Annotated in this window: 16 protein-coding genes; 9 read left to right on the top strand and 7 right to left on the bottom strand. The window is 53.0% G+C overall.

Features of this window, described 5'->3' with window-relative positions:
• Positions 1-15: 15 nt before the first annotated feature.
• Together EVJ34_RS01040 and EVJ34_RS01035 are read left to right on the top strand one after the other, a co-directional pair.
• A complete protein-coding gene (locus EVJ34_RS01040) occupies positions 16-750 on the top strand; it encodes a Bax inhibitor-1/YccA family protein (protein WP_131434228.1) in 735 nt (244 codons plus the stop codon).
• Positions 751-827: 77 nt separating this feature from the next.
• Positions 828-1,937, top strand: coding sequence for an NAD(P)/FAD-dependent oxidoreductase (locus tag EVJ34_RS01035; RefSeq protein ID WP_131484490.1), 1,110 nt, complete (start codon positions 828-830; stop codon positions 1,935-1,937).
• Positions 1,938-1,979: 42 nt separating this feature from the next.
• Here the strand turns inward: EVJ34_RS01035 and EVJ34_RS01030 are convergent, their stop codons facing one another.
• Entirely contained in the window at positions 1,980-2,543 is a 564-nt protein-coding gene (locus tag EVJ34_RS01030) for a TetR/AcrR family transcriptional regulator (protein ID WP_131434231.1), read from the bottom strand.
• Between the two features lie 121 nt (positions 2,544-2,664).
• On the opposite strand from EVJ34_RS01030, the gene EVJ34_RS01025 reads away from it, so the two are divergent.
• From EVJ34_RS01025 to EVJ34_RS01000, 6 genes are all read left to right on the top strand, one after another.
• The gene (locus EVJ34_RS01025; RefSeq protein WP_131484489.1) at positions 2,665-3,537 is read left to right on the top strand and encodes an ABC transporter ATP-binding protein; all 873 of its coding nucleotides are present in this window, start codon (positions 2,665-2,667) and stop codon (positions 3,535-3,537) included.
• Entirely contained in the window at positions 3,538-4,335 is a 798-nt protein-coding gene (locus tag EVJ34_RS01020; protein WP_131484488.1) for an ABC transporter permease subunit, read from the top strand.
• Between the two features lie 66 nt (positions 4,336-4,401).
• Entirely contained in the window at positions 4,402-5,214 is an 813-nt protein-coding gene (locus EVJ34_RS01015; protein ID WP_131484487.1) for an aldo/keto reductase, read from the top strand.
• A 217-nt stretch (positions 5,215-5,431) separates the two neighbouring features.
• The gene (locus tag EVJ34_RS01010; RefSeq protein ID WP_131434239.1) at positions 5,432-6,181 is read left to right on the top strand and encodes a TspO/MBR family protein; all 750 of its coding nucleotides are present in this window, start codon (positions 5,432-5,434) and stop codon (positions 6,179-6,181) included.
• Between the two features lie 277 nt (positions 6,182-6,458).
• Positions 6,459-10,898, top strand: a complete 4,440-nt coding sequence (gltB, locus tag EVJ34_RS01005; RefSeq protein WP_131484486.1) for a glutamate synthase large subunit — start codon at positions 6,459-6,461, stop codon at positions 10,896-10,898.
• Positions 10,895-12,346 (top strand): glutamate synthase subunit beta, encoded by a 1,452-nt coding sequence (locus EVJ34_RS01000; protein ID WP_131434243.1) that lies wholly within the window; start codon positions 10,895-10,897, stop codon positions 12,344-12,346. Before gltB ends, EVJ34_RS01000 begins: the two co-directional genes overlap by 4 nt.
• 150 nt (positions 12,347-12,496) lie before the next feature.
• Here the strand turns inward: EVJ34_RS01000 and EVJ34_RS00995 are convergent, their stop codons facing one another.
• The 3 genes from EVJ34_RS00995 to EVJ34_RS00985 all read right to left on the bottom strand — a co-directional run bounded on the left by EVJ34_RS00995 (position 12,497) and on the right by EVJ34_RS00985 (position 15,201).
• The gene (locus EVJ34_RS00995) at positions 12,497-13,816 is read right to left on the bottom strand and encodes a Na+/H+ antiporter family protein (RefSeq protein WP_131434245.1); all 1,320 of its coding nucleotides are present in this window, start codon (positions 13,814-13,816) and stop codon (positions 12,497-12,499) included.
• Between the two features lie 145 nt (positions 13,817-13,961).
• On the bottom strand, positions 13,962-14,675 hold the full coding sequence (locus EVJ34_RS00990; protein ID WP_021067327.1) for a YebC/PmpR family DNA-binding transcriptional regulator: 714 nt from the start codon (positions 14,673-14,675) through the stop codon (positions 13,962-13,964).
• A gap of 79 nt (positions 14,676-14,754) precedes the next feature.
• The gene (locus EVJ34_RS00985; protein WP_034777458.1) at positions 14,755-15,201 is read right to left on the bottom strand and encodes a MarR family winged helix-turn-helix transcriptional regulator; all 447 of its coding nucleotides are present in this window, start codon (positions 15,199-15,201) and stop codon (positions 14,755-14,757) included.
• Between the two features lie 387 nt (positions 15,202-15,588).
• On the opposite strand from EVJ34_RS00985, the gene adhE reads away from it, so the two are divergent.
• On the top strand, positions 15,589-18,180 hold the full coding sequence (gene adhE / locus EVJ34_RS00980; protein WP_131434247.1) for a bifunctional acetaldehyde-CoA/alcohol dehydrogenase: 2,592 nt from the start codon (positions 15,589-15,591) through the stop codon (positions 18,178-18,180).
• A 393-nt stretch (positions 18,181-18,573) separates the two neighbouring features.
• Here the strand turns inward: adhE and EVJ34_RS00975 are convergent, their stop codons facing one another.
• Genes EVJ34_RS00975 through EVJ34_RS00965 form a run of 3 tightly spaced genes read right to left on the bottom strand, consistent with a single transcriptional unit; the run spans position 18,574 to position 21,398 of the window.
• On the bottom strand, positions 18,574-19,887 hold the full coding sequence (locus tag EVJ34_RS00975; RefSeq protein ID WP_131484485.1) for an MATE family efflux transporter: 1,314 nt from the start codon (positions 19,885-19,887) through the stop codon (positions 18,574-18,576).
• Positions 19,874-20,644, bottom strand: a complete 771-nt coding sequence (locus EVJ34_RS00970; protein WP_131434251.1) for an ABC transporter ATP-binding protein — start codon at positions 20,642-20,644, stop codon at positions 19,874-19,876. Before EVJ34_RS00970 ends, EVJ34_RS00975 begins: the two co-directional genes overlap by 14 nt.
• Positions 20,628-21,398: an ABC transporter ATP-binding protein gene (locus EVJ34_RS00965; protein WP_161568878.1), complete on the bottom strand. Its 771-nt coding sequence runs from the start codon at positions 21,396-21,398 to the stop codon at positions 20,628-20,630. Before EVJ34_RS00965 ends, EVJ34_RS00970 begins: the two co-directional genes overlap by 17 nt.
• Between the last annotated feature and the right edge of the window lie 16 nt (positions 21,399-21,414).

Below are 21,414 nucleotides of genomic sequence, written 5' to 3'. Positions count from 1 at the left end.
AGGAGCTAGTCCCAGTTGAACTTAAAATCTAACCCAGTTCTCCGTAAATCAATGGAGTCAACATCTTATAGCGCCACGCCGATGACGAAAGCCGGTACGTGGTCGAAAGTGTTCACGTTACTCTTGCTCGTCACGGCAGCCGCCGGGACGACGTGGATGCTCGTGCCGACAATCGGGGAAGCGTTATTGTTCCCGCTCATGATCGGCTCGCTCATCCTCGGCTTGGTCTTAGCGCTCGTCATCACGTTCAAACCGAGAACGGCACCGGTCGTCGCGCCATTGTATGGCATCGTCGAAGGGGTGTTCGTCGGGTTGATCTCGTACTTCTTCGAAGCGATGCTTCCAGGCATCGTCGGACGTGCCGTCTTGACGACGTTCATCGTCGCGTTCGCAATGTGGTTCGTCTACTCGACGGGTCTCGTCAAAGTGACGCAAAAGTTCCGCGCCGGTGTCACGGCCGCGATCTTTACGGTCATGTTGCTTTATCTCGTTCAAATCGGGATGAGTTTCTTTGGTTCAGGACTCCCGTTCATGACGGGCTCGTCACCGCTTGCCATCGGCGTGCAATTTGTGATTGTCATCATCGCCTCACTCGCGCTCGTGCTTGATTTCGACTATATCGCTCGTCAAGTCGAGAGCCGGGCTCCGAAAGAGCTCGAATGGGTCGCGGCGTTCGGATTGATTGTGACGCTCATCTGGCTCTATATTGAAATTCTTGATTTACTGTATCGCCTCGCCATGCGCGACTGATCATCGGCCTTCGGGTCGATGATTTTTTTAAAGAAAGGATGTGAAGCCGTCATCGAACCGATGAGGGCGCGAATGTTATGAAAAAAGTGATTGTGATTGGATCAGGAATCGTCGGCATCTCGACCGCGTATCATCTGGCTGGGAAAGCCGACGTCACCGTCATCGACCGGAAAGAAAAGGGTCGAGCGACCGACGCGGCGGCGGGCATCGTCTGCCCATGGATCGCCCAGCGTCGGAACAAGGCGTGGTACGCGCTCGCCAAAGGTGGCGCGCATTACTATGCGACCGTCGTCGACGATTTGAAGCGAGAAGGGGAGACGGAGACCGGCTATAAACGTGTCGGGACGCTCGCCTTGCACGAAGATAAAAAGTTGAACGAGATGCAAGAACGGACGGCGCTGCGCCGGGAAGAAGCCCCGGAAATCGGCGACTTGAGTCGACTGACGGCGGAAGAAGCGATGTCGCTGTTCCCGCCGCTCTCGGACGAATATGACGCCCTCCTCGTCGCAGGCGGAGCCCGCGTCGATGGGGAGAAGTTAAGAGCGGCGCTCGAGCGGGTCGCCGTGAAACGTGGCGTGACCTTGATCGACGGTTCGGCCGTCCTCGTTGAAGAAAACGGTTATCATGTCGAATGCGACGGGGTCCGCTACGAAGCGGATGAAATCGTCCTCGCCTGCGGTGCGTGGTTGCCCGAGTTGATGGAACCGATCGGGTACACGGCCCGTGTCGCTGGGGAGAAGGCACAAATCGTGCACGTGCAGCTCCCGGAAACGGACGCGTCCGACTGGCCGGTCGTCATGCCGCCACGTCGTCGCTATTTGCTCGGGTTCGAAGAAGGGCGCATCGTCATCGGCTCGACGCATGAGCGGGACAAAGCGTTCGACGCACGCCCAACGGCGATTGGGATTCATGAAGTGCTCTCAAAAGGGCTAGAATCGGCCCCGGGACTCGCTGAGGCCGAACTGATTGAGACGCGTGTCGGCTTCCGCCCGGTCACGCCGAACTCGATTCCAATTCTAGGTCGCGTACCGGGAGCGGAGCAGTTGCTCGTCGCGAACGGTCTCGGTTCGTCCGGTTTGACGGTCGGCCCGTTCATCGGGAAAGTGCTCGCCGATCTCGTTCTGACAGGGGACTGCGAGCTCGATATGTCGCTTTATCCGATTGAAGATTTCATCTATCTGACATGAAAAAACAAGCGACCATCCTCTTCGGTGGTCGCTTGTTTGTCGTCAACGGCTCATGATGCCGTTCAAGAAGAAATGAAAATAGTCTTGCATCAACGAGCTCATGTCACCTGACGGGAATGACGGATCGGACAAAATCGCCTGCTGTACGAGTTGGACATAGCGAAGATACGAATCGGTCGATAAGTCCGGGTCAATGGCCCCGCTCGTCTTCCCATACTCAATCAGTTGCCGGAACGCGGCGTAGCCTCGTCCTGCCAACTGTTGCCATGATGGGTCCGCTTGAATCATCGAAGTGATCGTCTCATCGAACAGCGCTGCCGTCTCGATTTTACGAGACAAAATCTCGATCAGCAATTGATCGAACGGGACATGGTCAGCGATTTGTGACTCAATCCATCCCATCTGTTCTTCCGTCATCTCGGTCAAGACGACGATGATCACTTGTTCTTTGGAGCCAAAATAATTATAAATCGATACCGGTGAGACCGAGGCGGCGCGTGCCAGCTCACTCACCGTGAAACGGGACTGTTTCGTGGCCATCAGTCGAACGGCCGCGTCTAAGATTGCTCGTCGTTTCGTTTCAGTTCGTTTTGTGAATCCATCCATGATGACCCTCGCTTCTCTGATGTTTTGTAATCAATATACCATTTCCATTTCAAAAAATAACGTGATATACTAGTTTTGTAATCATATATATAATAAATTTCAAAACTAAGGAGTGAGAGCGATGATTCAAATTAAAGGACTGACGAAGCGTTTCGATGCGTCACACGGTATCTTCGATGTGTCGTTCACGGTCGAGCCGGGAACCGTGTTCGGATTTATCGGACCGAACGGGGCGGGGAAATCGACGACGATTCGTCACTTGATGGGATTGCTCCATGCCGATTCCGGTAGTGCCACTGTCATGGGTCACGACTGTTGGAACGAGAGTGAGACGGTGAAGGCGCTTGTCGGCTATTTGCCTGGCGAGATCAATTATCCACAGGACATGACCGGGGAGGATGTCATCCGGCTGACTCGGAAACTACATGTGACGAGCGCGGAGCGCGAACGGACGTTGCGTGACGTGTTCGCCTTCGATACGTCACTCAAAGTGCGCAAGATGTCGAAAGGAATGAAACAAAAACTTGCCATCGTCACGTGTTTCATGAAAGATGTGCCGGTTTATATTCTTGATGAACCGACGAGCGGACTCGACCCGCTCATGCAGGAACGGCTCGTCGATTGGGTCATCGCTGAGAAAACAGCGGGCAAGGCGGTCTTGATGAGTTCCCACCACTTCCCGGAGATGGAGAAGACGTGTGACCGGGCCGCACTCATCCGTGATGGTCGGATGATTATCGAAGCGGAGATGTCAGAGTTAAAACGGCATAGTCAGAAGACGTATCGGATCGAATTGAAGGACGAGGCGGCAGCAATGCGGTTGAGCGAAGAAATCGGTTCGCGTGACGGTGTGGTCGTCACCGTCACTTTGTCGACGGTCGAAGAGTTGAACGACTTGATTCATCGACTCGCCCGTCACGAAGTCCAATCGTTGTCGAGCGGCACGGACGAACTCGAGCATCTGTTCATGCAATATTATGGGGAGGCGAAATAAATGGAACTCATCTCGGCACTGTTTAAACAAAATCGTAGCTGGATTCTTGGGTACTCGCTCGGGACGAGCCTCTACTTGTTCTTTTTGGCGGCGGTGTTCCCGTCCATCCAAGAGACGGGGCTGATTGAAGGAAAGTTGGATTCGTTGCCACCCGAGTTGCTAGAAGTGTTTAAAATCGACCCGAACTTGGCGATGGACAACGTCATCAATCTGCTCGCGGGCAATTACTATGGGCTCATCTTTTACGTATTGGCCATCCTGTTCGCGCTCACGTTCGCCTCACGACTCATGGCTAAACCGGTCGATTCGGGTGAGGTCATGCTTTATTTGGCCGCACCGATTTCACGTGGCGGTTACGTGACGGCTAGTATGGTGTTGCTTGTGATCGCGAGTGGTATGCTCGTCGGATTGAACGGGCTCAGTCTCATGCTCGCCAACATCCTATTTGATTTACAGATCGACATCGGCTTACTGTGGACGCTTCAGTTGAACGCAGGACTGATTCTAGTCGTCCTCGGGGCGCTCGCCTATGTGCTCGCAAGCCTGTTCGACGACAGCACACGGTCCTATATGGTCACGGGTGGGATTTTCGCACTCTTCTTGATGGCGAACGTCTTCTCAGGATTTAGTGACCAGCTCGATTGGCTAAATACGCTATCCATCTTCTCGCTGTTTGACGCCAATGCTCAAATCCAAGGGGAATCAGCGTTTCGTTCTTTCTTCTGGTTGGGGGGACTTCTCATCGTCGCCATGCTGTTGTCTTATGGACGTTTCACTCGAAAAGATTTGACGATTTAGTTTTTCGAAATAGGAAGACGGGTATGATACAATCAGCTCGAACAGTTTGGAAAGGGGAATGATTGTATGCAACTCGCAACGTTACGCAACGGAGTCAAAATTCCGATGATCGGATTTGGGGTATGGCAAGTCGACAATGAGACCGAGGCTCCAAAAGCTGTCACCGAGGCACTCAAAGTCGGATATCGCCATATCGATACGGCAGCCGTCTATAAGAATGAAGAAGGTGTCGCTAAAGGGATTCAGGAATCAGGCGTCGCTCGCGGCGACATCTTTTTGACATCGAAGATTTGGAATGAGGACATCCGTCAGCGCCGGACGAAAGAGGCATTTGACGAATCACTCGCGCGTCTCGAGACAGACTATTTGGACCTCTGCCTCCTCCACTGGCCAGTCGACGGGTTCGTCGAGGCATGGAAAGATTTGATCGACCTTTACGAAGCGGGGAAAATCAAAGTCATCGGTGTCTCGAACTTTAAAGAACACCATCTCGAAACGTTGAAAGATGCGGGTCTCATGACGCCGTTCATCAACCAAATTGAGTTGCACCCACAACTCCCGCAACCGGATCTCGTCGAATACTGCCAAGACGAGGGCATTCAAGTCGAGGCATGGAGTCCGCTCATGCAAGGCAAGTTCCTCGACATCCCGACTTTCGCTGAAATCGCGGAGAAACATGGCAAGACGCCGGCACAAGTTGTGCTTCGCTGGCATTTAGACACGGGGAACGTGGCGCTTCCGAAATCGGTCACGCCGCATCGGATTCAAGAGAACTTCGATGTGTTCGACTTCGCCCTCGATGCGGACGACTTGGCGAAAATCGACGCCGTGGCGACGCATGACCGCCTCGGTCCGGACCCGGATGAAATCGACTTCTAAACAATTGATGCTATTGTCCATGAACTCAGGTGGGCGATCCCGAATGCGGTGACATTACCGCTTTTTCAAGACGACTCAGGCTAACGCCGGGGTCGTTTTGTTATATGTCTAGAGATTCGCCTATAAGCTAGTCCAGATGTGTATGAGCGTTGGCACATGGGTATAGAAAACTATGCTAAAAAAGGAGGTGTCAGGTCTTCTTCGGAGGATCCTACTTATGGACTTATCAAAATGGCCTTTAATCAACTGGCTGGCGTTTTTGGCGACGGTCGTCATCAACTACTTTGCGAGTGGTGAAAATGCGGCAGTGTCGGACCGAATCGACATTTACTTCAAACCGGCCGGCTACGCGTTCTCGATTTGGGGCGTGATTTATATCGCAATCGCCGTCTGGCTCGTCTTACAACTAAAAAAAGGATCGGTTGCGAACCGACAGGCGAATCGGATGAAAGCGGGTTTTCTCGTCTCGTGTATCTTGAACGGTCTCTGGTTGCTCACGTTCACGAACGAGTGGTTCATCGCCTCGCTCGTCGTCATGGTCGCATTTCTCGCGACGCTCGCCTGGCTCTATTACATCGCCTTCCGGACGTCGACAAGTTGGCTCGACCGGTTCCCGTTCTCGATTTATATCGGCTGGGTGTCCGTCGCGACGATCGTCAACGTGTTCGTCGTCATGAACCGAGAACAAGTCACCACGTTGCTCGGGCTCGACGAACTGGCTTGGACGTCGCTCATGCTCATGGTCGGGGTTGTCCTCGCACTCGTCTTCATGTGGTGGCATCGTGACTTCATCTATCCGCTCGTCTTTGTCTGGGCGTACATCGCCATCTTCGCGCGAATCGACAACGCGACTCTCTACGTCGTCCTCGTCAGTGCTCTGATTTTGCTCACCCTCGGTTATGTCGGATTAATCATTTGGAAAAAGCCGCGGGCGTTCTTGCATCACTCACGAAAAACGGTTGAATAATATCGAAAGCAGAAACGGTAGCCCTCTAGGACTACCGTTTTTTTTGATTATTTTTATGTTCGTATGAACCTATATATTAATATATTTTATGGATAAATATTCTTTATGCATTATAACATGTTTTTAAAAATAGCTTGGTAAAGCTAATGTATACGCTTACAAATATAAACTATGCTAATTGAATTATGCATAATAGTATACAACCCTCTTGATTTATCAGAATATTTAGAACAAAATAAAATTTACGAAACAAGATCGAGAGAGAGGGGTTGATTCGATGAAGCGAACAGGCTTGTACGATTCACGATTCGAAAAAGATGCATGTGGCATTGGGCTATATGTCAACCTAAACGGAGAGAAGAAACACGACATTGTCAGTAAATCGCTCTCGATGCTCTGTAAACTTGAGCACCGGGGTGGACAAGGCGTCATCGATGCGGGAGACGGTGCGGGGATTATGACCGAGCTACCCCACGAGCTGTTCCTTGAGACGATGAACTTGCCGACGCCAGGTCGCTACGCGGTCGGGATGGTCTTTTTCCAGCCTGACGAAACAAAGCTGCAAGAAAAGCAACGGCAGATGGAAGCGATTGCCGATGAGTTTGACTTTGCGACCATCGCCTGGCGTGAGGTCCCGGTCGACAGTTTGGCTATTGGGGAACACGCCCGGGTGACACAGCCGACGATTTATCAATGGTTCGTTTCTTGTCCATTCGCAGACTACGACTCGAACGAGCGGACACTTTACCAACTCAGACGTACGATCGAGAAGACCGAGGACTTGAATCTATACATGCCAAGCCTATCGACGAAGACGATCGTCTATAAAGGGATGCTGACGCCTGAACAGATCGAGCGGTTTTATCTCGACTTACAGGCGCCGGCCTATAAGAGCACGTTCGGTATCGTCCATTCTCGCTTCTCGACGAACACGTTCCCATCATGGGAGCGGGCCCATCCGAACCGCATGATTGTGCACAACGGAGAAATTAACACACTCCGCGGCAATATCGACGCGATGCGAGCGCGCGAAGGCGTGACATCGACCGATTTGTTCGAGGACGTGAATCAACTGTTCCCAGTCCTTCAAGAGACGGGCAGCGACTCATCGATGCTCGACAACGCCTTCGAATTCTTCACACGGACCGGACGTTCCATCGCTCATACGGCGATGATGCTGATTCCAGAACCGTTTGCCGAGGTATCGATGGACCCGTTCAAAAAAGACTTCTACCAATATCATTCGTCCATCATGGAACCATGGGACGGACCGACGGGCGTCGTCTTCACGGACGGACGTCAAATCGGCGCCATCTTGGATCGGAACGGACTGCGACCGATGCGTTACATCGAAACGCTTGATGGCGAGCTCATTCTTTCGTCAGAGAGCGGCGTCATTCCCGTGCAAGCCGAGAATGTGAAGTCGAAACAGCGACTTCGCCCAGGCCAGCTCCTATTAATCGACTTGGAGTCGAAACGCCTCATTCCGGATGCGGAAATCAAACAGACGATCGCGCGCGCCGAGCCGTATGGGAAATGGCTGAAACAGATGACTAAGCTTGAAGAGTCTCCTGTCGAAGAGCCGCTCGTCGCCGAACTTCATCAAAAACAGCGGGCGTTCGGTTACACGAAAGAAGATATCGAGCAATATCTCGTCCCACTCATCCTTGAGAAGAAAGACCCGATTGGTTCGATGGGCCATGACCAACCGGTCGCGGTCTTGTCTGAACGGCCACGCTCATTGTTCCATTACTTCAAACAGCACTTCGCCCAAGTCACGAACCCGCCAATCGATGCATTGCGTGAGAAAATCGTCACGGCCACGTTCACGTGGCTCGGACCACTCGCGAACCCGGTCCACACCGGTCGCGGTCATGCGCGTCGCGTTTGGCTCAAACATCCGTTCCTTGATGCGGCCGCGGTCGAACAAGTGAACGAGACGCTTCGCGTCGAACGGGTCGAGACGACATACGAACACGACCTCGAGGCTGCCCTTGAGACGTTGTTCGAACGTGTCGAAGGGCTCGTCCGCGATGGGGCTGAAGTCATCATCTTGTCAGACCGAAGCATGAACGAAAACCTGCTGGCGATGCCGTCGCTCCTCGTCTTGAGCGCCGTCCACCAACATTTGATTCGCGTCAACCTTCGCGCGTCGTGCAGTCTCGTCGCTGAGAGTGGCGAAGTGCGTGAAGTCCACCAAGCGGCCGCCTTGATTGGGTACGGCGCTGACGCCGTCTATCCGTATCTCGCCTATGCGACGATTGCCGAGGCGGTCGAGGCCGGTCAACTGCCATACTCGTTCACAGAAGCCGTTCGCCGCTATCAGACGGCATCGGTTGATGGCATCGTCAAGATCATGTCGAAGATGGGGATCTCGACCGTACAAAGTTACCGTGGGGCCCAAATCTTTGAGGCGGTCGGCATTGACCGTGACTTGATTGAACGCCATTTCCGCGGGACGACATCACAGTTGTCCGGTGTCGGTTTCACAGAACTCGAAGAAGAGTCGCGCCGCCAGCATGAAGCTGCCTATGAGCGGGAACGACCGCTCGAGGCCGGAGCCGATTTCCAGTGGCGAGCTGATGGGGAAGAGCATGCCTTTAACCCGAAGACGATTCATTTGCTCCAGCGGGCCTGCCGCGAGAACGAGCGCCGGTATTATGACGCTTACGTCAAACTCCACGAGTCGTCAGGCCAATTCTTACGTCAATTGTTCGCGTTCAAACAACAAGATGCGATTTCGATTGATGAAGTCGAGTCGGTCACTTCGATCGTCAGCCGCTTCAAAACGGGAGCAATGTCGTTCGGATCCTTGTCGAAAGAGGCGCACGAGACGCTCGCCATCGCCATGAACCAAATCGGCGGCAAGAGCAACTCAGGAGAAGGCGGGGAGGACAGGAATCGGTTCACCCCTGATGAGGACGGCAGTGAACGCGTCAGTCGCATCAAGCAAGTCGCAAGTGGACGTTTCGGTGTGACGGCCGAATATTTGTATCATGCTGATGAAATTCAAATCAAGATGGCGCAAGGTGCGAAGCCGGGTGAGGGTGGACAATTGCCAGGGAACAAAGTATATCCATGGGTCGCCGAAGTGCGCGGCTCAGTCCCAGGTGTCGGACTCATCTCGCCACCGCCGCACCACGACATCTATTCGATTGAAGATTTGGCTCAGCTGATCTTTGATTTGAAGCACGTCAATCCGAACGCGAAAATCAGCGTCAAACTCGTCTCGAAATCAGGCGTCGGGACGATTGCGGCCGGTGTCGCCAAGGCGAACGCCGACACGATTGTCATCAGTGGCTATGACGGAGGAACCGGGGCGTCACCTCGGACATCGATCAAGCATACGGGACTGCCGTGGGAGCTCGGTCTGCTCGAGACGCACCAGACGCTCGCATTGAACGGGCTCCGAGGCCGCGTCACGCTCGAGACCGACGGTAAGCTCATGACCGGGCGTGATATCGTCCTCGCCGCCATCTTCGGGGCCGAAGAATACGCGTTCGCGACGGCGCCGCTCGTCGTGCTCGGTTGTATCATGATGCGGGCGTGTCACCTCGACACGTGTCCGGTCGGTGTCGCCACACAAGACCCGGCCTTGCGCGCGAAGTTCATGGGCAAACCCGAACACGTCGTCAACTTGATGACGTTCCTCGCCGAAGACGTGCGAGAGATTTTAGCCTCGCTCGGCGCGAAATCGCTCCGTGACGTCATCGGCCGGACGGACTTGTTAGAGGAAAGCGTATGGAAACAAGAACATCCGAAAGCGAGAACACTTGATTTGGCCCCGATGTTATCGATTCCGACAGCGTTGCCAGAAAAAGAAGAGCTGCCGCATCCGGCCTATCAGTCGTACGACCACCGGAAGTTGATCCCAGCTGTGTCGCGATCGATCAAGTCTCTCCAACCGACGTTCTTCGTCGGTCGCGTCCGCAACACGGATCGTGCCGTCGGGACAATGCTCGGGCATGAAGTGACGAAAGTGCATGGCAACGTCGGTCTTGCCGAGGATACGATTTCACTTCGTCTCAGCGGGTCGGCCGGTCAAAGTTTAGGGGCGTTCCTGCCGAGCGGGATCACCATCTCGGTCATCGGCGACGCGAACGATTACGTCGGAAAAGGCTTGAGCGGCGGGAAACTCGCCGTTATCGCTGAGAAACACGCCCCGTTCGAAGAGAGTGAACAAGTCATCGCCGGTAACGTCTGTCTTTACGGCGCGACGTCTGGGATGGCGTTCTTCAACGGTCATGTCGGGGAACGATTTGCCGTCCGGAACTCCGGTGCCGTTGCGGTGACTGAAGGGGTCGGCGATCACGGCTGTGAGTACATGACCGGTGGGACGGTCGTCGTGCTCGGAACGGTCGGTCGTAACTTCGGGGCCGGGATGTCGGGCGGAGTCGCCTACCTTTACGGGGACCAGGCGTACGAACAACTTGTCAACGAAGAGCTCGTCTCGATTGATCGAGAGTTGACCGATGAAGATGCCGAACAGATTTACGCGTTGCTCGAGATGCACCAGTTTCATACGGACAGTGTGAAAGCGAGAGCTGTACTTGAGGCGTTTGAGCAAGAACGAAAACGCTTCGTCAAAGTCGTACCGCGTGACTATGCAAACGTACTTGACGTCATGCGTCACATCGAGGCGACGCGTCCGGAGTTGAGTGACGCGGACCGCGCCCTCGAACTATTCCGCGTCGTGACTGAAGGAGGGGGAGCATGAGACATAAATTTATCGATATCCCACGGGAGACATTGCCAGAACGTTCCGTCCTCGAACGGATTCATGATTACAGTGAATATGCTTCACGGATGGAAGACGGACCAATCGTCAAACAAGCCGAGCGTTGCATGGATTGCGGCACCCCGTTCTGTCACGTCGGGGACATGATCGGTCAAGAGACGATCGGCTGTCCAATCCACAACTTGATTCCCGAATGGAATAAGCTCGTCTCGGATCAAGATTGGTATCGGGCCTACGAACGATTGATGGAGACGAACAACTTCCCAGAGTTTACGGGGCGTGTCTGTCCGGCCCCGTGTGAAGGGTCGTGTACGCTCGGCATCAGCGAGGATCCGGTCGCGATCAAATCGATCGAACGGACGATCATCGACCGCGCGTTCGAGGAAGGGTGGGTCAAGCCACGCCATGTCAAGAAACGGACCGGACACCGTGTTGCCATCATCGGCAGCGGGCCGGCCGGACTCGCGGCAGCCGATCAATTGAACCAGCTCGGCCATGCGGTCACAATTTATGAGAAAGCGGATGAGGCGGGCGGCCTGTTGTTCTATGGCATCCCGAACATGAAGCTTGAGAAGGATGTCGTCCGGCGTCGCGTACGGCTACTCGAGGCAGAAGGGATTCGCTTCAAGACGGGCGTCAACGTCGGGACCGATGTGACGATCGAGTCACTCCGTCACACGTACGATGCCGTCATTCTCGCGACGGGCGCACAGAAACAACGGACGCTCGGCATCGATGGGGATGATGCCACAGGCGTCGAGCCGGCGATGGATTATTTGACGGAATCGACGCGAGTGCTCGGAGGGAAATCGCTCGACGCTCGATACGACGCGAACGGGAAAGACGTCATCGTCATCGGTGGCGGGGACACGGGAGCGGACTGCGTGGCGACAGCGATTCGTCAAGGAGCCAAGTCGGTGACCCAATTCGGGAAGCATCCGGAGAAAGGTATGTTCCGGGCGCCAGAGCGGCCATGGCCACTTCAGCCGGATACGTTGTCGACCGATTACGCCTATGCGGAAGCCATCGAGCATTTCGACCACGATCCTCGCACGTATTTGATTCGGTCGAACCGGGTCATTAAAGAAGGGGACCGTGTCGTCGGGATTGAGACGGAGCGGATGGAGAAAATCGTCAAACCGGACGGACAGGCGACGTTCTTCGTCGTCGACGGTTCGGTCAAGACGTATCCAGCCGATCTTGTGCTCGTCGCCATTGGATTCGAACGACCGGAGCGAGAGCTCCGGAAAGTCGGTATCGAGGCGAACCATGACTATACGTCGAACGTCGAGGGTGTGTTTGTCGCAGGGGATGCGAGACGGGGACAAAGTTTGATTGTTTGGGCGATCCGAGAAGGCCGAGAAGTCGCGGATACCGTCGACGGATACTTGAATACTTGTCAACACCAGCTAAAAACTTCATCATGAAAAGGAGCGACGAAATCGTCGCTCCTTTTTTACATGGATATTTAGGAGGAATCAGAGATGATTATAGAAATCCTCATGTATACCGGGATTTGGTTTTTATTCGTACTCGTCTTGCTCGGCACGATTTACGCACGGCGCAATCGGAAGTGATTACAACACCATGGCGGCGATCAAGCCGAAGACGATGAGCGGGATGTTGTAGTGGAGGAACGTCGGCCACACCGTCTCACGCAAGTGGTCGTGTTGACCGTCTGCATTCAACCCGCTCGTCGGTCCGAGCGTCGAGTCACTCGCCGGGCTACCAGCGTCACCGAGTGCACCGGCCGTCCCGATAATGGCGATTGTCGCCTCGACCGAGAATCCGTACTGGATGCAAAGCGGGACGAAGATGGCCGCGATGATTGGAATCGTCGAGAAACTCGAACCGATACCTAGCGTGATCACGAGTCCGACGAGGAGCATGACGAGTGCGGCGACAAATTGTGAGTCGCCCATGATACCGCTAGCGCCACTGACGAGCGGGTCGATGGCACCGGTCGCGCGAATGACGGCGGCGAAACCGCTCGCTGCAATCATGACGAAGCCGATGAAAGCCATCATGCGCATCCCGCTCGTGAAGATGTCGTCTGCCTCTGACCAAGGGATGAGGCGAAGCAGCGTCAACAAGATGAGTCCTGTGACGGCCGATGCGATCATCGATTCGGTCTGAAGTTGAACGACGAGCACGACGAGGACGACGGCAGCTGTGAGCCAGATTTTGAGCGGGCTCAACGTCCGAATCTCGTAATCGGTTGGCCCGAGTTGAATCGTATCGTACGTCCGTGGCTTCCGGTAGTGGAAGAAGGCGGTGACGAGACCGACGAGCATCCCGAGGGCTGGGATGGCCATGATGCTGACAATATTGACATCACCGACGGCCATGCCGTTCGTTTCCACGTTTGGTAGCAAAATCTCATTCAAGTAAATGCCGCCGAATCCGACCGGAAGTAACATATACGGCGTGACGAGACCGAACGTAAGGATCGTCGCCACGAGACGACGGTCGAGCTTCAACTCGTTAAAGAGCACGAGGAGCGGCGGGATGACAATCGGGATGAACGCGATGTGAATCGGTAAAGCGTTCTGCGAACTGATGGCAAGCAATAATAAGAACGATAGCAATAACGCCTTGACGCGCGCCACGCTCTTCCCGGTGACGTCGCGACCGGACATGCCGATCAACTTCTCGGCGAGGACATCGGGTAGCCCGGTTTTTGACAAACCGACGGCGAACGCGCCGAGTAGCGCGTAACTGAGGGCGATGGTTGCCCCTCCGCCAAGTCCGTCACTAAAGGCGGTCAACGTGTCGTTGAAACCGAGTCCTCCGACGAGACCGCCGACGATTGCGGCGAGGATGAGCGACAAGACGATGTGAACCCGACTGATCGCGAGAGCGAATAATACGATAACAGCTAATAAGACAGCATTCATCATTTCCAACACCTTTCTTTCAAAACTCTTTCTCTTGTTATCACTTTAATACGATAAAGACTTTTGAAATTTAACATACGTTTTTCGGGTTGTCAAATCGATTGTTCAAAAAAAGCGATAACTCCGAAAAGTTATCGCTCGTTCGTCATCCTTCAACGTTATGGTATACCTGGCGTACGTCTTCGAGATCTTCGAGAACGTCGAGCAGTTTTTCAAACTGTTCTTTCGACTCGTCGTCGAGGGCAATCTCGTTTTGTGGTAGCATCGTCAACTCGGCGACTTCAAACGTCTCGATGCCTGCTGCTTTGAAGGCAGTCTGGACGGCATGGAACGCTTCTGGTTCAGCATAGACGATCACCGTCTCATCTTCTTCGATGACATCACGGACGTCGAGGTCATGCTCCATCATGAGTTCGAGTACGTCGTCAGCAGACATGCCGTTGACACCGATGACGGCCGTCGCGTCGAACATGTAAGCGACCGACCCGCTGACACCCATGTTGCCGCCGTTTTTACCGAAAGCGGCGCGGACTTCAGACGCCGTCCGGTTGACGTTGTTCGTGAGCGTGTCCACGATGAGCATCGAGCCGTTCGGTCCGAACCCTTCATAGCGGAGCTCGTCGAAGTTCTCTTCGTCGCCGCCCTTCGCTTTGTCGATGGCGCGGTCGATGATGGCGCGCGGGACGTTGTACGTCTTCGCTCGTTCGACGACGAACTTGAGCGCTTGGTTTGATTCTGGATCTGGTTCCCCTTGACGGGCGACTACGTAGATTTCACGGCCGAACTTCGCATAGATGCGACTCGTATTGGCGTCTTTTGACGCTTTTTTCTCTTTAATGTTGTTCCATTTACGACCCATTACATGTCATCTCTCTTTCCATTGTTCGATTGATTCATCCTCGATTATATAAGAAGATGTGGATGTTGACGAGCAAAAATCATCCCTCGCTCTTGTCCATCTTCTCGACGATCTCCGTCAATGTCTTCAAGCTGTCAATCAATCGATCCGTCTCTTCCTCGTCTAAAAAAGCGAGGCGGTCCTCGAACAAGCGTCGAAACGAGTCGCGACGCTCGCGAAGAACAAGCTCACCTTTGTCTGTCAACTGGTTCCAGATGACACGACGGTCGCGTTCGTCCGGCACGCGGGTGATGTACCCCTCATCGACGAGCTTCGTGATGAGCGGCGTCACGTTCGGCGGGGCGATCGAAAGCGTCTCGCTGATGTGTCCGTTCGTCACGGCGCCTTCATCTTCAATCAACATGAGCAGATGAAAGTGGGAAAAGTTCAAGTTTGGGATTTGCGGGAGGTCGGAACGGCGTAACAACTTCCTGCGGATTAATGGAATCAGTTTTACGAACTGATCGGCTGCGTCTTGTCTCGGCATAGTCAGTCACTTCCTAATTAGGTTCTTTCCTCATTATACACGACCGAGGGCCGGGTGGACGACCAATCCATTTCGAGTGACAAATTGCACAAGAGAAACGACATTGGCTCGTCATATATAATGTAAGCGTTTACATAGAGAGGGCGACATATTTTCATGAAAACGCATACGATTTTACTGAGCGTCTAATCAAAAAGCAAGACCTATCCTCATTCTTCAAAAAAATATTGTGAAAGAGTTCACATTGTTGTCACGCACAAATGACCGAAAACGTTGTATTCTATGAATGTGAAGGAAAGCACAAACTCTTATCAAACGAACGGCTCGTACCCAGTGCTTCCCATCAAGTCAGCAGTATAAGCTCTCATTCATGAGGAGGAACCTAACATGGCAGTTAAAGAGAAAGCAGTAGTGGAAACATCAGCAGAACAGATGGTCGACACGCTCGTCACACGAGCACACACGGCGCTCGAGACATTAATGACGTTTGATCAAGAGAAAATCGATGCAATCGTTCAAGCGATGGCGCTCGCAGGACTCGAGCAGCACGTTGCACTTGCAAAACATGCATATGAAGAAACAGGTCGTGGTGTATTTGAAGATAAGATGATCAAAAACATCTTCGCGACAGAATATATTTATAACTCACTTCGTGGTGAGAAGACGGTCGGTGTCATCGAAGATGATGAGCAGAACGGTATCACATACATCGCCGAGCCGGTCGGTGTCGTCGCCGGGGTCACACCGGTCACAAACCCGACATCAACGACGATGTTCAAAGCGATCATCGCCATCAAAACACGTAACCCGATCATCTTCGGTTTCCACCCGTCGGCACAACAGTGTTCAAGTGAAGCGGCCCGCATCCTTCGTGACGCAGCCATCGAAGCCGGTGCACCGGAACATTTAATCCAATGGGTTGAAAAACCGTCACTCGACGCAACGAAAGCACTGATGAACCACCCAGGAGTCGCTATGGTCCTCGCAACAGGCGGTGCGGCGATGGTTAAATCAGCCTATTCGACTGGTAAACCGGCCCTCGGTGTCGGTCCTGGTAACGTTCCAGCCTACATCGACAAGACAGCAAAAGTAAAACGTGCCATCTCGGACGTCATCTTGTCGAAAACGTTCGATAACGGGATGATCTGTGCATCTGAACAAGCGATCATCGTCGACCAAGAAGTTTACGAAGAAGTGAAAGCCGAAATGACGGCGCTCGGTTGCTACTTCTGCTCACCAGAAGAGAAAGCAAAACTCGAGACACTCGTCATTAAAACAGACACGTGTGCGGTCAACCCTGAAATCGTCGGGAAGCCGGCAGCCTGGATCGCTGAGAAAGCTGGACTTACAGTTCCAGCCGATACGAAAATCTTGATTGCCGAACTCGAGACGGTCGGTGCGACGGAGTTGCTCTCACATGAGAAACTCAGCCCGGTGCTCGGAGCTTATAAAGTTCAATCACGTGAAGAAGGATTCGCCATCGCTGAGAAGATGCTTGAAATCGGCGGTCTCGGACATACAGCTGCGATTCACTCGACAGATGACGACGCGATTCTCGCATTCGGACTCCGGATGAAAGCTTGCCGGATCATCGTCAACTCGCCAACGGCACACGGCGGAATCGGTGACCTCTATAACGAAATGACTCCATCACTCACACTCGGTTGTGGGTCGTACGGTAAAAACTCCGTCTCTGAGAACGTGACGGCGAAACATCTACTCAACGTGAAAAAGGTGGCGAGACGTCGCGTGAACATGCAATGGTTTAAAGTCCCTGAAAAGATTTACTTTGAGAAAAACTCGGTCCAATACCTTCAATCGCTCACATCGAAAAAACGGGCGATGATCGTCACGGACGAAATGATGGTCAAACTCGGATTTGCCGATAAAGTCGTCAAAAACTTGCCGGCTGGTGTCGAGTACCGCATCTTCGACCAAGTCGAGCCAGACCCATCGGTTGAGACGGTCATGCGTGGTGCCGAAGCGATGCGTCACTTCCAACCAGACATGATTATCGCACTCGGTGGTGGATCACCGATGGATGCCGCGAAAGGCATGTGGCTCTTCTACGAACGCCCAGAAGAGAAGTTCTCGAACCTTCGCCAAAAATTCATGGATATCCGCAAGCGGACGTACAAGTTCCCGACACTCGGCAACAAGTCGATGTTCGTCGCGATCCCGACAACATCAGGTACGGGTTCTGAAGTGACACCGTTCACGGTCATCACGGATAAGAAACGCAACGTCAAATACCCGATCGCTGACTATGCGATCACACCGGACGTCGCCATCGTCGACCCTGAGTTCGTCATGACGGTCCCAGCTTCAATCACGGCCGATACAGGTATGGACGTATTGACACACGCCATCGAAGCGTACGTTTCGGTCATGGCAAACGACTATACAGACGGACTCGCGCTTCGTTCGATGAAGATGATCTTCGATTACCTCCCAAAAGCGTATGAGAACGGCAGTGACGCCGAAGCGCGTCAGAAAGTCCACAACGCATCGACAATGGCTGGTATGGCGTTCGCGAACGCGTTCCTCGGTATCAACCACTCGATCGCACACAAAATCGGTGGCGAGTTCCACGTCCCACACGGACGGACGAACGCGATCCTCATGCCGCACGTCATCCGCTATAATGCGACACGCCCATCGAAACTCGCGGCGTTCCCGAAATATGAGTCATTCATCGCCGACGAGCGTTACGCTGAAATCGCGCGCTACCTCGGACTTCCAGCCAGCACGACGGAAGAAGGCGTCGAGTCGCTCATCCAAGCGGTCATCGAGCTCGGTCAGCGCTTGAACATCAAGCTCTCGTTCAAAGCACAAGGCATCAAGAAAGCGGACCTCGACGCGAAAGTCGACAAAATGGCAGTCGACGCGTTCGAAGACCAATGTACGACGGCCAACCCGAAAATGCCGCTCGTCGAAGAATTGAAAGAAATCATGTACGCTGCATACGAAGGCGTATAAAGAACGAAAGGCGACCACTCAAACGAGTGGCCGCCTTTTTTATGCAATCAGGGAGAGTCCCATGAACAGGAGAATAACGGATAAAGCGATGACATTGATCCAAACGACGATTGCGATGGCAATCTCGGCCCACTTTTTTCCCCGTAAGCCGAAATAAATTAGGAACGCATAAAAAATGAGACCGCCGACCAATCGATACACGGAGGTCATGTCTGAACTCATATCGTATACATGTTGCACTGTATTGAGTAGAGCCAGGAGGAGGAAAGCGTATAGGTAGCGTTTTTTCTTTCGTTGTTGATTCGGATAAATCGAATTCAAAGGCTGCACCAACCATCTCTTGATTTTCATATTTCTGTCTTTCCAATGTAGAATACCTTGTCACTATACCATTTAAGAGCGGTGAGATGGTGAGAACAAACGGTTTCGCCTTCTACGTTCATTAATCCCTAAGGAGAGCGAGCGAGTAAGACTGAAGCAAAGGAATGCTATCCAAATCCCGTGGTTCCCGACGGTTGGGAAGAGCATGATGACTAGGCTTGTAAAGACAACGAACGCATAAATGATTGAGTTACGGACGGGCCGTGCGTCCCCGATTCCAGCAAAGACACCTTCATATAACATGGCCAAACCACCGACGAGCGGATAAATCAGAATCCACATATAGTATGTTTCAATCGTTGAGCGGAGCGTTATATCTTCCGTGAAGAGGCGAATGATTCCTTGTTGTGCCACCGACAACAATAAAGTGATCCCAATTGTTGACCATACGATAAACCGTGAGGCGATTTGAACGGTAAGTCGATAGGATTCTATCGATTTTTGCCCGATCGCGCGACCAATCAAGACGGTAGCAGCTTGTCCAATCCCACTGAACCAATAGGCGATTAAGTACTGCAATTGAAACAAGATGGCGTTCGCACTTAACGTCTCGACGCCTTGTCTCGCACCGAGCGACGTGAACCAGGCCGTCATGAGAAGTAAAAAGACAGTCCGGATGAACAAGTCACGGTTGACGGTCAAATAAGTAAAATAGGCACCGACGTTCATCAAATCGCGGGCCCTTTGAGCGGAGTAAGTAATACGGCCATGAATGAACAACCAACCGAACCCGAACGTCATCACTTCTGACAAACTCGTCGCGACAGCGATTCCGGCGACCGGGTCATCAAACATACGGATGAACCAAACGTCTAAGAGGATGTTGAGTACATTCCCCCCGATTTGAATCACTAGAGCAGTCCGCACACGCCCGTGTCCGATTAGCCAGCCGAGTATAACATACGTGCCGAGTGCGAAAGGAGCAGCGTAAAGTCGCGTCGTGATGTACGTCCGAACTGAATCGGCCATCGACGCATCGGTCACGAGTAGATGGATGGCCGATTCCCGAATCGGAATCAAGAACAAGACAAAACTGGTTCCGACGAAAAACGCGATGACGAGTGGCCGGAACAAACTCATTTGAGCAAGGTTCAAGTCGTTTTGACCGAGCGCTTGCGCCGTGAAACCGCTCGTGCTGATTTTTAAAAACCCGAATAGCCAATAGAGCGTGTTGAACACGACCGCACCGATGGCGACCGCACCGATCGCGGTCAATTGGCCCGTGTTCGCAATGACGATTGTATCGACGACGCCGAGCAGCGGTGTCGAGAAGCCGGCGAGCACAAGCGGATAGGCGATGAGCCAGAATGATTTAGCCGAGACCATTCAAGGACCGACCTTTCTCGACAAAGGCGTCACGCAACGCGGTCGTGTATGGATGGCGCGCATCGTCAAACAATTCATCGGTACAGAATGCGTCGACAATCGTCCCTTCAGACAAGACGAGAATCCGATTGCACAGTTTCGATACGACCGATAAATCATGAGAGATAATTAAAAACGCCGTGGATTGGTCGCGATGATAGGACTGTAGCATCTCGACGATATGATGTTGGGTGAGCGTGTCGAGCGCTGTGGTCGCTTCGTCTAACAGGACGAGTTGGGGATTGAGGCTAAGTGACCTGGCGATGGCGGCCCGTTGCTTCTGTCCTCCGCTCAACTCTCGAGGATACGAGGTCATACATGTGTACGGAAGTTCCACGATATCACACAAATGGGCCAACTTGGTCGCTTCTTCACTCGGTTCAATCATTCGAAAATGACGAAGCGGCTCCAAAATTGAGTCTGTTAGCGTCCATCGCGGATTGAATGACTCGGAGCTATCTTGAAACACGGCTTGAACGCGTTGCCTCATTGACTTGATTTCTTTACGTGAAGCGGTGTGCCAAGACAGATCACATAAGCGAATCTCGCCCGCATCGATTGACTCCAGGCCGAGAATACAACGGGACAACGTGCTCTTCCCACTTCCGCTCGTCCCAATCAAACCGACCGATTCGCCAGCCTGAACCGTGAACGTCACATCACGTAGAACGGGCTGGTCATTATAGTTCTTCGAGACGTTTTCAACGTGTAATAACATGTTCGAGTCGATCCTTCCGTTTTAAAACTGGTGCCGCCTGAAGTAAGGATTGGGTGTACGGGTCCGTCGAGGTGAGTAGGTGCTCGCGGTCTCCTGCGTCGACGATGCGTCCGTCTTTCATGACGAGAATGTGGTCGGCATAGGTCATCGCCTCGGCCAAGTCATGGGAGACCCACAGCATGCTCGACGTTTGCCCGATCATCGCCTTCAACCATTCGGTGACCTGCCGAGCCGTCAATACGTCGAGCGCGTTCGTGATTTCGTCTGCGATGATGAGCTTCGGCTGAAGAATACTCGCGAGCAACAGGCAAAACCGCTGCAACTGACCACCGCTCAGCTCGCCCGGATAGCGATACAAAAGTTCTTCCGATAAATGAACTTCGGCCATGATGGCACGGATTCGGTCTTCGTCGTACGCCTGGTCATGACTGGCGAACAAATCTCGAATATGCGCATCCATCGTCAAGAACGGGGCGAACGAAGTCGTATACTGTTGTGGGATATAGCCAATCTCGCATCCGTAAATTGAACACGTGTTACTAGCCGCTTCGATTTCTTGGTCGTTCCAAAAAATCGACCCGGTCGACTGAAGAGTGGCCGGAAGCATCTGCAGAATCGATTTGACGAGAAGCGATTTGCCGCTCCCGCTTGCGCCAACGAGGCAGACCCATTCGTTTCGTTCGATGGCGAGGGAGACGTCTTGTAGAAGTAAACGCTCGCCTTGCTTGATGGAAAGGTGATCGATGAGTAACATACGTTTCCTCCTCCTT

The organism is Exiguobacterium sp. SL-9 (assembly GCF_004336985.1).
In the GTDB taxonomy this organism is placed as follows: Bacteria; Bacillota; Bacilli; order Exiguobacteriales; family Exiguobacteriaceae; genus Exiguobacterium.
Note: the sequence above shows the minus strand (reverse complement) of the source record. Positions and strands in the feature narration are given on the sequence as shown.